This is a genomic window from Desulforudis sp. DRI-14 (assembly GCF_052618305.1).
The window spans coordinates 1-12,971 of sequence record NZ_JBQXEZ010000037.1 but is presented as its reverse complement, the minus strand read 5'-3'; the positions used below and the strand labels follow the sequence as shown (position 1 = coordinate 12,971).

General features: G+C 57.9%; 11 protein-coding genes and 1 pseudogene. 2 read left to right on the top strand and 10 right to left on the bottom strand.

Translation table 11 applies throughout. The features are described 5' to 3' along the window. From ACUM6F_RS12385 to ACUM6F_RS12345, 9 genes and pseudogenes are all read right to left on the bottom strand, one after another. Positions 1-622 (bottom strand): 4Fe-4S dicluster domain-containing protein (locus tag ACUM6F_RS12385; RefSeq protein WP_445349433.1); only part of this gene is annotated, 622 nt, incomplete at its 3' end. 28 nt (positions 623-650) lie between these two features. After that, positions 651-2,255, bottom strand: coding sequence for a [FeFe] hydrogenase, group A (locus ACUM6F_RS12380; protein WP_445349432.1), 1,605 nt, complete (start codon positions 2,253-2,255; stop codon positions 651-653). Positions 2,256-2,330: 75 nt separating this feature from the next. Beyond that, positions 2,331-3,002 carry a hypothetical protein gene (locus tag ACUM6F_RS12375; protein WP_445349431.1) on the bottom strand — a complete coding sequence of 224 codons (672 nt, stop codon included), beginning with the start codon at positions 3,000-3,002 and terminating at the stop codon, positions 2,331-2,333. A gap of 109 nt (positions 3,003-3,111) precedes the next feature. Further along, positions 3,112-3,576, bottom strand: coding sequence for a DUF3842 family protein (locus ACUM6F_RS12370; RefSeq protein WP_445349430.1), 465 nt, complete (start codon positions 3,574-3,576; stop codon positions 3,112-3,114). A gap of 318 nt (positions 3,577-3,894) precedes the next feature. Next, positions 3,895-5,637: an NADH-dependent [FeFe] hydrogenase, group A6 gene (locus ACUM6F_RS12365; protein WP_445349429.1), complete on the bottom strand. Its 1,743-nt coding sequence runs from the start codon at positions 5,635-5,637 to the stop codon at positions 3,895-3,897. Between the two features lie 28 nt (positions 5,638-5,665). Further along, positions 5,666-5,965, bottom strand: a complete 300-nt coding sequence (locus ACUM6F_RS12360) for an NADH-ubiquinone oxidoreductase-F iron-sulfur binding region domain-containing protein (protein ID WP_425620564.1) — start codon at positions 5,963-5,965, stop codon at positions 5,666-5,668. Between the two features lie 40 nt (positions 5,966-6,005). Next, positions 6,006-7,754 carry an NADH-dependent [FeFe] hydrogenase, group A6 gene (locus ACUM6F_RS12355; RefSeq protein WP_445349428.1) on the bottom strand — a complete coding sequence of 583 codons (1,749 nt, stop codon included), beginning with the start codon at positions 7,752-7,754 and terminating at the stop codon, positions 6,006-6,008. A gap of 96 nt (positions 7,755-7,850) precedes the next feature. Then, complete coding sequence (locus ACUM6F_RS12350; protein WP_445349435.1) at positions 7,851-8,174, bottom strand: NADH-ubiquinone oxidoreductase-F iron-sulfur binding region domain-containing protein; 324 nt, start codon at positions 8,172-8,174, stop codon at positions 7,851-7,853. 105 nt (positions 8,175-8,279) lie between these two features. Beyond that, a pseudogene (locus ACUM6F_RS12345) lies at positions 8,280-8,678 on the bottom strand (hydrogenase iron-sulfur subunit); the annotation flags it as partial. A 287-nt stretch (positions 8,679-8,965) separates the two neighbouring features. Between ACUM6F_RS12345 and ACUM6F_RS12340 the strand changes: the two are divergent. Further along, positions 8,966-9,484, top strand: coding sequence for a radical SAM protein (locus ACUM6F_RS12340; RefSeq protein WP_445349434.1), 519 nt, complete (start codon positions 8,966-8,968; stop codon positions 9,482-9,484). A 211-nt stretch (positions 9,485-9,695) separates the two neighbouring features. Here ACUM6F_RS12340 and ACUM6F_RS12335 read toward each other — a convergent pair whose 3' ends face one another. Next, complete coding sequence (locus ACUM6F_RS12335) at positions 9,696-11,258, bottom strand: [FeFe] hydrogenase, group A (RefSeq protein ID WP_445349427.1); 1,563 nt, start codon at positions 11,256-11,258, stop codon at positions 9,696-9,698. Between the two features lie 231 nt (positions 11,259-11,489). Between ACUM6F_RS12335 and ACUM6F_RS12330 the strand changes: the two genes are divergently transcribed. Then, entirely contained in the window at positions 11,490-12,431 is a 942-nt protein-coding gene (locus ACUM6F_RS12330; protein ID WP_445349426.1) for an IS1634 family transposase, read from the top strand. The last annotated feature ends 540 nt before the right edge of the window (positions 12,432-12,971 follow it).

The following is a 12,971-nucleotide window of genomic DNA, read 5'->3' as shown; positions in this document are numbered from 1 at the left end:
TCTTGAAGCCCATCTGCTCGAACGGCACGTCCGAGATGTACAGCCAGGAGGTGCCCCCGTATTCCTTCTCGCCGTAAACGGCGGGGACATAAGCATGATTATCGGCAATCCGGCGGCGGGCTTCGGCAAGAAGCGCATCGCGCTCACCGAATCGCAGCGCCTGTGTCGGGCAAACCACCGTACAGGCCGTGACTTGGCCTGCATTAACCCGTGAAAAGCACATATTGCATTTTTGCACGCGCGGAAACTGCTGATCCCATTCGTACTTGGGAACGCCGAACGGGCATGCCAGCATGCAGTACCGACATCCGACACAGATGTCCTCGTTGTAAACAACCGGCCCTTCGGGAGTCTTTCTGAGGGCGCTCACGAAGCACGATGATGCACAGGCCGGTTCAAGACAGTGCAGACACTGATGCTTGACAAACCGCCATACCTCACGGTCCTTGACGGCAACAACGTGGCTTGTGATCACGGTCCAGTTTTCGCCGGCAAGGACAGCCTTCTCGTCAATAATCGGCTTTTCGGGATCCCATTCCAGGCCGTTGTGAAGCTTGCAGGCCACGGCGCAGCTGCCGCATCCGATACATCTGGTCAGGTCGACCAGGACGCCTTTTGCCACAATACCAGGCCCCCTCTATTCGTTTTCGCTAGCTGACCGACTTGGAAAGCTCCAAAGGACGGATCTTATCGGCGCGTGAAACGTACTCGGTATGAAGCAGTTCCTCGGCTTTTTCGCTCATGGGATGCTCCAGGAACTCCCGGTAAAGAGCCAGGACCTCCGGGTTTTCATGGCTTTCGCGCCGCACCCAGCGCGCATCGGCGCTGTACAGCCCGGCGATGCGCTTGGTCCTTACCTCGTCCGTGGGCGGTACCGCCGTCCTCGGCTGCCCGCCGCCGGCTATGCATCCCCCGGGGCAGGCCATAAACTCAATAAAATGCCACGGCGCCCGGCCGCTCCGTACCTCCTCAAGGACCCGGCGGCCGTTGGCCATTCCGTGGCAAACCGCAACACGCACGGCGCCTACGCCCGGGATGTCGACGGCCGCCTCCTTCACACCGTCAAGGCCGCGCACCGGGGTCAGGTTGAGAAGATCGGCCGGCGTTTTTTGCCCGGTGATGAAAAAGTACGCCGAACGCACGGCCGCCTCCATGACGCCGCCGGTAGCCCCGAAAATGATCGCGGCGCCGGTGGAATCACCCATGAATGAATCGTAAGCCTCGTCCGGCAGCGCCGTCAGATCGATCCCCTTCCGTTTCAGCATCTTCGCCAGCTCGCGCGTGGTAAGGACGACGTCGACGTCCCGCAGGGATGTCTTCCCGTGGAAGGACCCGCTGTCGTTCATCTCCGGGCGCTGCTCTTCAAACTTCTTCGCCGTGCATGGCATGACAGAAACGGAGACGATACTTTCCGGCGCGATATTTCTCTTCGCCGCATAATAGGTTTTCGCCAAAGCACCGAACATCTGCTGCGGAGACTTGCAGGTCGAGAGATTGGGCAGCAGGTCGGGATAAAAGTACTCGCAGAACTTGATCCATCCCGGACAGCACGAGGTGAACTGCGGCAGCGGCTTGCCCGGCAGTTCTCCTTTAAAGCGCTTGATCAGCTCCGTGCCCTCTTCCATAATGGTGAGGTCGGCCGTGAAATTGGTGTCCAGGACCGCGTCGAAACCCAGCTTCCTGAGAGCGGCAACCTGCTTGCCGGCGACCCATGTGCCGGGCTCAAGCCCGAACTCCTCGCCCAGGGCCACCCTTGTTGCCGGAGCCGTCTGCACCACGACAAAACGGCTGGGATCGTCCAGCGCCTGCCAGACCTTGTCCGTGTCGTCGCGTTCCGCGATCGCGCCCGTCGGGCAGGCCATTGTACACTGCCCGCAGTGAATGCAGATAACGTCATCGGCCAGCGGAAGACCGTAATGGCCGAAAACCGCCTGTACCCGCTCGCAGACATCGAGGCATTGCCCGCACAGAACACACTTGGCGTCGTCGCGGACCAGCGACGGGTTCATGGGATCGATCGAAACCCGCCCGCGCATGGGTACCGGCCACGTACCCGCCGCCTCGTACTGATAAGGCAGCCATCCCTGTCCGCCGGTATCCCGAACGGGCGACTCAAGACATCCGCCGGCGCCGACGGCCAGCCCCGCCAGGCCGAGCCCGCCCATCATCTTCAGGAAGGCCCGCCTGGTCACCGCCTGTTCCCGTTCACAGTGCTTGTTCACACGTACTCCTCCTTCGTCAAAGTCAATCTCCATCGTAACTCCTGCATTCGGGCTTTTGCCATACACCACCCCTTTCCGCACCGGACTGACCGACGCCGTCTTCCCCAGTCAGATAGTTGTCTGCAACAGGTCCATGCGATACCGGAGCAGAGGCGTCACCGGGGAAGAAGGTAAGAACCCGCGCTGCATCAAGTTGTTCTTGATCAGACGGACGGCCTTGCGAACAGCGGACCGGACTTCTCCGGTCAATTCCAGCCCGTGGCATACCTTCTGCGGCTCAATAACGACAAGCGTCACTTCGGGCGGCAGGACGCCGAAAACCTTCGCCATGTGGAGCCTTTCGTACACCGGGCGCATACCGCCGCAGAAGAACCCCTGCGCTAGGGGCAGTTGAAAAACTTCGCCTGACTTTGTCATGCTTGCCGTCCAGTGCTCACGTACCGCCCGGTACGCTCCGCCGCTGGCCGGCTTCGCCTTCCGCGCCATGCTCGTTTTTGAACAGCCCCCATTTTTCAACATGTCCGCTGACGGGAGTGCCTCGCGGCATGTCACCTGGGATACATGCCCGCCGGGGTATCCCCTTGCCAGGGCATAGACCAGGACCGCGTAGTCTTTCCGGTAAAGGTGCATTTCCAGGTCGAACACCTCGTAGCAGCTTATGTCCGCCAGGTCGACGTACTCACCCAGGTTTTCCTGGGAAAGCGCTTCGATGACATATGACCCTGCCCCCATATCGCCCAAACACACGTCTCCGAGACCTATAACCACGGCGTTTTGCAACGTTAACACCCTCCTGCGCCCGTTTTCCACAAGACAAAAAATCGCGAATTCCCGGACTTCGTGTCCGGTATTCGCGATACCGGTTTTTGCATCTGGATGTGCCAGCGTGTCACATAACTGCGCCGGATGTTTCCTCACAGCCTCCGACCAGGGAAACTACCCTCTCGACAAGCATATCCACCAGGTGGGGCAAAGGCTCCGCAGGCACACCGACCACTTCAACCCCCGACCGGTTGAGGTGCAGGAGCACTTTTACCGCTGGGCTTTTGGCTACCGCCTCGGCCATCGCCGGGGTAAACTCGCCCAGCATGCTGTGCGCGACAAGCAGGGAAATGGTTCCGGCAATGATGTCGACTTTGCCGGCATTCTGCACAATGGCGTTTTCACCGGTAACCCCTTCGGCCGCGCCGGCCTTCAGCATCGTGGATGTGGCCAGGACGTTCGTCCCCAAAACGATGATTTCCGCGTGTTTGTTGTGCAGGGCGCGGGCGAGCTTTTCCACCAAAAGCTTGCCGATGCCGCCCCCCTGGCCGTCAATGACCGCGATACGTGCAATCTTTCCGGTTTTTTTCATTGGCTTTAGACCGGGCAACCCACCTGCCTCCTCCTGCTTGGACTCCCGAAAACGGCGAACTTGCAACAAAAAAACCACGGAAACGACTTCGCTTCGGCAAAGTCCGGTTTCCGTGGTTTTTCCCTAATTTTACGGCCCGCGCCGGGGCGGCTTCGCACCGCCCGTTCTCCGTCCTGCAATATCAATAGTATAGATGAGTCCTATTAAATCTGTAAAGACCTTGTTCCCGATTTCGTTAAAAAAGCCGGCAGGAGGACAATGCTCCCGCCGGCAAGAACCCCTGACGTATATCAGGGGCGGGAATGGCCCGATTAGAATCTATTCAACCTCCGGCCGCCATCCGCGGGCAACGTAGGTAGTGTGAAGCAGTTTGTGCGACTTATGACCCAAAGGCTTCTCCAGGTATTTGTCATAGAGCTTTTTGACCTGTGGATTCTCATGCGACTTGCGGTACGGCAGCGCCTTGTCGCGCTCGTAGATCCCGCCGATGCGCCGCTCGCGCGCCACGGTGCCGGTGGGAATCGGCTGGCCGCCGCCCCCGATACACCCGCCGGGACAGCACATGATTTCGATAAAGTGATAATCCTTTAGTTCCCCGGCGCGAAGCTTATCCATCAGAATTCCCGCATTGCCCAATCCATGGGATACCAGTACCTTGACGTCAAGGCCGTTAACCGGTACTGTCGCCTCCTTGATCCCCTTCAGGCCCCGGACCTCTTCAAAGTTAATCTGATCCAACGTCTTGCCCGTAACCAACTCGTACGCCGTACGGAGAGCCGCCTCCATTACGCCGCCCGTGGCGCCGAAAATCTGGGCGGCGCCGCTGCCGATGCCCATCGGTTCGTCATAGTCCTCGTCGGGCAGGTTGGCGAAGTCCAGACCGGCTTCTTTGATCATCCGGCCCAGTTCGCGCGAGGTCAGCACCACATCCACGTCCCGGTAGCCGCTGGCGTTCATCTCCGGGCGCGCCGCCTCGAACTTCTTGGCCGTACAGGGCATGATCGAGACAACAAACACGTCGGCGGGGTCGATCCCCTTCCGTTGCGCGTAATACGTCTTCGCCAGCGGCCCTAACATCTGTTGCGGCGACTTACAGGAGGAGACATGCGCTAAAAGATCCGGATAGAAGTGTTCGATGTACTTGATCCAGCCGGGGCTGCAGGAAGTAATCTGCGGCAGGACGCCGCCGTTGTTGATCCGTTCGAGGAGCTCGGAGCCCTCCTCCATAATGGTCAGATCGGCCGTAAAGTTGGTGTCGAACACGGCATCGAAGCCGAACCGCCGCAAAGCCGCCACCATCTTGCCGGTGATATCCGTACCCGCCGGCAGGCCGAACATATCCCCAATGGAGACGTGAGTCGCCGGCGCTGTCTGGACCACCACGTGTTTTTGCGGGTCGGCCAGGGCCGCCCAGACCCTGGCGGTCTCATCACGCTCGTAGATCGCGCCCACCGGGCAGACCAGGATACACTGCCCGCAATTTACACAGTTGGTCTCCGCAAGCGGCGCCCTGAGGACCGGAGCAACCACGGCCTCGCCGTCCACCTTCTTGAACTCGATGGCGCTCACGCCCTGTATCTGCTGGCACACCGTGACACAGCGGCGGCAGAGAATGCACTTGTTCGGATCGCGGATGATCGCCACCGAAGAGTCGTCGATGGGGTAAGCAGGCCGCGTCCGCGGAAAGCGCACTTCCCGGATGCCAAACGTCGCCGCCAGATCCTGCAATTCACACAGACCGTTCCTTACGCAGGTGGGACATTCCATGGGATGATTGGCCAGGATCAGTTCCACGGTTACCTTACGCGCCTCGCGTATCGCCGGGGTATTGGTACGGACCACCATCCCCGCCGCCGCCGGGGTGTTACAGGCAGTTTTGAATTCCTTCTCCCCGTCGACTTCGACCACGCAGATACGGCAGGCGCCGACGTTATGACCGATATCCTTCAGATAGCATAAGGTAGGTATCTTAATCCCGACTTGAGCTGCCGCATCCAGGATCGTCGTCCCCGGCTCCACCTCAATTCGTTGTCTATCGATGGTCAGCGCAAACGTACTCATCCTTCACCCCTCCTTCATTGCAAAACCATCATGCGCCAGCCTGAAATACGGAGGGATAGCGTGACAGGAGTTCCAGGACAAGCCTGCCCCCGATACGCCCCACTCCGCATTTGGCGCCCTGGCCGACAGTGCGCGCCAACTCGCCGACCGCGGCTAATTCTTCTATACTAACCGGGCTTCCGTTGTCAACCTTGTCGAGAACCGCCGCAATCTGCCTAACCCCGTGCCAGCAGGGAAGACACTCGCCGCAAGACTCATTACGCACCAGAGCCAGCAGAGACCGGGCCAACTCCGAGACCACTTTTGGATCGGCGTCACCGTTATGCATATTTTCAAACCTCCTCCAGGAAAAAATGGCTTCACCCCGGTTACGGTCTGGGCAGGTATCGGGTATGAAGCAGTTCGTGCGACCGGTGGCCCAAGGGTTTCCCGAGGAACTCCTCGTAGAGCTTATCTACCGCCGGATTCTCGTGTGACTTCCGGTACTTCATCGCCGCGTCCACCCGATAGAGTCCCTCGATCCGGTTCTGCCTTACTTCCATGTCCGTCGGAATCGGCTGGCCGCCGCCCCCGATACACCCGCCCGGACAGCACATGATCTCAATAAAGTGGTAGTCCTTGAGCTCTCCGGCCTTCAGTCTTTCCATGACGTGACGGGCGTTACGCAGCCCATGCACCACCATCACCTTTAAGTTGACCCCGTTCAACGGCACTACCGCCTCCTTAACCCCCTCAAGGCCACGCACCTCCTCAAAGCCAACCTGCTCAAGCGTTTTGCCGGTCACCACTTCGTAAGCCGTGCGCAGCGCGGCCTCCATCACGCCGCCGGTGGCCCCGAAAATTGCCGCCGCTCCAGTGGAGACACCAAGCGGCTCATCATACTCGTCGTCCGGCAAAATGGCGAAGTCAATTCCCGCCTGCCTGATCATCCGTCCGAGTTCCCGCGACGTCAGGACGACATCGACATCGCGACTGATGCGGGGATTGTCCCAGTAACGCCTCGCGGCGTCCATCTCCGGTCGCGCCGCCTCGAACTTCTTGGCCGTACAGGGCATAACCGACACCACGAAGATGCTGGCGGGATCCCGGCCGGTCTTTTCGGCGAAATACGTTTTGGTGATCGCCCCGAACATCTGCTGGGGCGACTTACAGGAAGAAACGTGCGGCAAGAGTTCAGGGTAAAAATGCTCCGCGTACTTGATCCAGCCCGGACTGCACGAGGTGAGCTGGGGGAGTACGCCCCCTTCGGTTAACCGCTTGATCAGCTCGGAAGCTTCTTCTATGATGGTCAAATCAGCGGTAAAGTCCGTGTCGAAAACGGCGTCAAACCCCAGCCTACGGAGAGCGGCGACCATCTTGCCGGTGACCGGCGTACCGGGAGGCAACCCGAACATGTCACCGATGGTCACGCGGGTGGCCGGCGCCGTCTGCACCACCACGAATTTCTGCGGGTCGAGCAGGGCTTCCCAAACAATATCAGTTTCATCCCTTTCGGTAATCGCAGCCGTCGGGCAAACCAGCGCGCACTGGCCGCACTGCACGCATTTTGTTTCATCCAGCCGAAGGTTCGCCGGCGGACCTATGAAGGCGTCAAACCCGCGGCCCTGCAGGTCGATCGCACCGACGCCCTGCACATCGTTACACACGCTTTCGCAGCGGCGACAAACTATGCATTTCCGCGGATCACGCCAAATCGCGGGAGTGGAGTCATCGGGCGCCAGATCGGCGTGTGTCGCCCCGCGCATCCGTACCTCACGCACGTTCAGCTGAGCGGCCAGCGCCTGCAGCTCGCAGTTGCCGTTGCGCAAACAGGTAAGGCATTCCAGGGGATGATCCGAGAGAATCATCTCCAGGGTCACGCGGCGGGCGGCACGTACGGCCGGCGTATTGGTTAATACTTTCATGCCGTCTTCGGCCGGTGTGTCACAGGCCGTGACGAATTCCTTCCTTCCAGCCACTTCGACCACACAGACGCGGCACGCGCCAACCTCATTAATGCCTTTGAGGTAACAGAGCGTGGGAATCGTCACCCCTGCCCCGGCCGCAGCTTCCAGAATCGTGGTTCCGGCTTCCACTTCAACCTTTTGTCGATCGATGACCAGGCTGATTTTTCCCATATCTTCGCCTCCTTCAAGCATGACAGCGGTCCGGGCGGCCGGCGGCTGTTTTGCGGTATACAGCCTACCGGCTGTCCGGCAAGGTTCCAAAAGCGGTCACGCGTCCCGGCCGACTACGCTTTCCCAGCCGCGGTTGGCTTCCACTGTCGCCAGACACTTTCCCTCAAGATGCGCCTTGAGCTCGTCCTGCCCGTGTCTGGCCACTTCGGCTACCGCCCGTCCCGCGATCCGACCCAGATCGCACTTCGCCGCGAGGCCTATCGCCGTGGCGGCTTCCGCCAATGACACAAACTCGCCTTCATCGGCTTCTCCCTTCAGCACTCTTTCAAAGACTTCAAGAAGACGCCTGGTGCCGATGCGGCAAGGGATGCATTCGGCGCACGAGTCGCGCTGGACAAGCTCCAGAAAATACCTGGCCATCTCCACCATGCAGATGTTTTCTTCCAGGACCAGCCGACCGACCGAACCCATCGCCGAGGCCACACGCGCCAGGGTTTCGATGTCGGCTTCGGCGAAACGCTGCGTGTTGGGTCCGAGTTCGCGCAAAAAATCCGTGTATTCCCTGACCGTGCTGGCAAACCGGATACCTTCCCCCGCGGATATCCAGCGCACCCAGAGCCGCTCGCGCTCGATATCCACCCACTCCAAAAGGCGCCGCAAGATTCTGATCCGGCGCTCGGCGTAGTAGTTTCCCTTAACATAATGGCAGTCACCGGGATGACAGCCGGCCACTAGAACTCCGTCCGCCCCGAGCATCAGCGCTCTGAAAATGAAGCCCGGGTCAATCCTTCCGGTGCACATCACTCTGATCGCCCGGATATTCGGCGGATACTGGAACCGGCTGACCCCGGCCAGGTCCGCTCCGCCGTAACTGCACCAGTTGCATAGAAACGCGATAATCTTCGGTTCAAAACCGTTCTTCATCGCCGCTCACTCCTTCCTGCCATACCTGTCCCTCAACCCGCGAACAAACTTTCGGTCTTTCCAAACCTCACCCCCAAAAAGAAAAGACCACGAAAGCATTCGATACCTTTCGGCCGACCTTCGTGGTCTTTTGTTCGCTCTTAATTTTTATGGGTTCAAATGATCACGGAAAACAATAGCTTCGTACTACTGCTGTTTCGATTATGCGTTTAATTTAATTTATAATCGGTTCGCTGTTGACGGAAAATATCCTGCTGTTTCAAAAACATTTTTAAACTCCTAAATCTATACCCGGCGACTTCCCTACAATACCCAGGCCGATTCTACTTAAAAAACCAACCAACCCCGTTCAATCCATCGGCCTGCCAGACATACCTCGCCTGACAAGAAAGAAGTCGTCTTACATCCTTCCAGGGATTATCGAGTTCTCGAACTATTGCGTTAGGAATTGCCTCTACTGCGGTCTGCGACGGGATAACCGTCTTCTTACCCGTTACCGGATAGCCCCGGAGGAAATCCTGGCCGCCGCCCGGCAGGCACGTGACGAGGGATACTGGCGCATTATGCTGCAGTCCGGCGAGGACCCGGCTTACACCGTAGATGTCCTCGCCGGGTTGGTCCAGCGGATAAAAGAAAAATTGGACATGGCCGTAACCCTCTCCCTCGGTGACCACTCCAGGGACGACTATCGACGACTGCGTGACGTGGGAGCAAACCGCTACCTTCTAAAGCACGAGACGGCCGATCCGGCGCTGTTCGCGCGCCTGCGCCCCGGCACCACCCTTGAAAGACGTCTCCTTACTTAAAGACCTCTGCGTTGAAATGGCCGGGGTCGGTCCCTTTATCCCCCATCCGGACACCCCTCTGGCAACCTCCCCGGCCGGTTCCCTGGAAATGACATGGCAATTATCCCGGAACAACATCCCGATACGCTACCGGATCTGACCAGGTAACACCCCGGATATGTCGGTGGTCCAGGAGAATGATCCAACCGCCCTTTAGCGGCCGCGGATCTAACTACACTACGGGACCGCGGTTCACATAAGTGGTGTGAAGCAACTGTTTCGCAAGTTTGCTGTACGGCTCTCCCAAGAAATTCTGGTAGAGCGCCAGAACCTCGGAATTCTCATACGATGCGCGCTGAATCTCGGCTGCGTCTTTGACATAGAGAGCATCGATCCGCGCTTGGCGGATAGGATCGGTTGGCGGAACGGCCGTTCTAGGCTGGCCGCCGCCGCTGATACAGCCGCCGGAACAGGACATGAACTCGATGAAATGCCAGCCGTTCGGGTTGCCCGCCAGCACCATGTCGCAAACGGTGCGGGCATTCTTGAGTTCATGGGCAACGGCCACGTTAACCGTCACGCCGTTAATCTGTACAGAGGCTTCCTTAATCCCGACCAGGCCGCGAACCGGCGTGAAATTCAGCAAGTCCTGCGGAGGCTGTGCCCCGGTAAGGAAAAAGTAAGCTGTTCTAAGCGCTGCTTCCATTACGCCGCCCGTAGCACCAAAGATAATAGCTGCACCGGTATCTTCGCCCATCAACGAATCATAGCCCTCGACCGGCAGGTTGGCAAAGTCGATGCCCCGGGCCTTGATCATGCGTGCCAACTCGCGCGTGGTCAAAACCACATCGACATCGCGGCTCACCAGAGAATTATTCCAGTACCGGCTGGCGGCATTCATCTCAGGCCGTTGGGCTTCGAATTTCTTGGCCGTACAAGGCATGATGGATACCGAAATGATCTTTTCGGGATTCAGACCTCGGGCCTTAGCGTAGTAAGTTTTGGCCAAAGCTCCGAACATCTGTTGCGGCGACATGCAAGTCGAGACATGCGGAATAAGGGCAGGATAGAAATACTCCATAAACTTAACCCAACCGGGGCTGCAGGAGGTGAACATCGGTAACGGGTGCGTGCCATTAACAACCCGCTGGAGAAATTCTGTGGCCTCCTCCATAATTGTGAGGTCAGCGGTAAAGTTGGTATTAAAGACGGCATCAAAGCCGAGACGGCGCAGCGCCGCCACCTGCTGACCCTCTACCCATGTTCCGGGAGCAAGCCCGAACTCTTCCCCAAGAGCCACCCGGGTGGCTGGTGCAGTCTGAACAACTACATGGTAATCGGGGCTGGCCAAGGCATCGAAAACCACCGCGGTCTCGTCCCGCTCCCGGATGGCGGGGAGGCCATCTTTACCGGGACATACAAGGGCACACTGCCCGCAATTAACACAAACAATCTCTTGCGCCACCTTCTCATCCCAAAAACCTAAAACCGTCTGAACCTCGTTGCAAACACGGACGCACGCGTCACAACTACCACGCAAACAAAACTTCTGGTAGTAAACAATAGACGGATTGTCAGGAGCAATCGGTACGACGTCGGCCGGTGCCAGTTTTGAGGCATAGCCCACAGCAGGTGCAACAAGACCACCAGCAGGTGCAACAAGACCACCCAAACCAAGACCACGCAAAGTAACACCCGCAAGACCGGTCAACCCCAAACCTGTCATAAGCTTCAAGAAAGACCTCCGCGTCAATTCCTTCCGGGTTTCCTCCTTGGCAAACAGATCTTCAGACATTTAATCAACCCCTCTCCTTAAATTTAAATAAAGATCTCTTCTATGTACTCCATCGGCTTAATCCAAATATCACCCTCTTTTCATTATCCTCTTGGCCACTTGCCATAAAAGCAAAAACCGTACACAAACTATAACTCAAGTTTGACGGCTAATGGCCCTCCCGGGTCCGCGAAGCCTTGAAAATCAAGGATCGCTCCTTGAAAAATCACAAAACGTAGCTGCCCGGACCGGGTGCAGATCATCGTCGGAGTGCTGATGACCTGGGAAGGAATGCCGGTGACCCACCGGGTCTTCCCCGGGAGCACCGCCGACATCGAGACCCTCAAGGTAGCGATCAATGACGCCCGCAAACGGTTTAACCTGCGGCGCGTCATCTTCGTCGCCGACTGCGGCATGGTCTCTCCCGCGCTCCTGGATGAACTGGACAGACAGCGCATCGAGTACATCGTCGGGGTCAAGATGTGCTGCGCCGGCGCCGTGGCCGAGGTCCTCGCCACCGGCGGCCGCTACAAGGTCGTGCGGGACAACCTGAAGGTTAAGGAAGTCTGGCATGCCGCTGACCGCTATATCGTCTGCTACAACCCCGTCGAGGCCGAGCACGACCGCCAGGCCCGAGAAGAGATGGTCCAAAAGCTTAAAGCCAAACTCAAGGCGGGCATTAAACCGCTCATCGGGAACAAGGGCTATCGCTGCTTCCTGAAACTCAACGGGGCTAAAGCCGAAATCGACCGTCAGGCTCTGGAACGCGAAGCGCGTTACGACGGGAAATACGTTCTGCGGACCAACGCCGACCTGGACACCGACGCCGCCCTGGCCTACAAGGACCTGTGGCGGGTGGAACGGGCCTTTCGGGAACTCAAGTCGCCCTTGGACCTGCGCCCGATCTACCACTGGAAGGACCGCCGGGTGCACGGGCACGTGATGGTCTGCTTCCTGGCCCTGGTCTTAGAATCGGCGCTGCAACAAAGCCTCAAGCTGGCCGGGGCGCAGATGGAATACCAGTACCTGATCCGAGATCTCAAAAAGCTCAAGGCCGCCGAGCTAACTCTGGAGGGTCAAACGTATCTTTGCCGCACGGAGATGCCGGGCCAGGCCTACGAAGCCTTCCGGGCGCTGGGTATCCGACCGCCGCAACACGTACAGGAACTGGCTCTTGGTGCTGCCACAAATTAGGAAAATGTAGTGGTACGCGTCCTTCTCATGCCTGTAAAGCCTTGATTTTGCTGGGTTCGTATAGGGTCAGGTGTCAAAGTCGAGGTTAAACGCAAAACGAAATGCAAAATGAAACGCAAAACGCTCGATCCGAACCTTATGCTCAGAAAATATGAAATATTCAGAACTTTCGTGGTAAAGATATCATATCATACAAGTTATGGGGGTATCAAGTTGATCCGGGTTTTTGCCGGCCTGCCTGTTGCAGACAGGTGCCCGAAGCAAAAATGGTTTTATATTGTTAAATCCATCGGCCCGCCAGACATACCTCGCCAGACAAGAAAGAAGTCGTCTTACATCCTTCCAGGGAATGGGGCGAGAAATACTTGAGCAAACAAAACTACGGAGTTCCAGCCCTGATCCAGGCTTGTATCTCCGTGGCACGCATTTCAAATCCGGGTCGATAAGTTTTAGCAGCTTCAATTGCCGGATTTGTGGTAATTATAAACTCAACTTTGACAGCCAACACCCCTCCCGGGTCCGCGGAGCCTTGAAAATCAA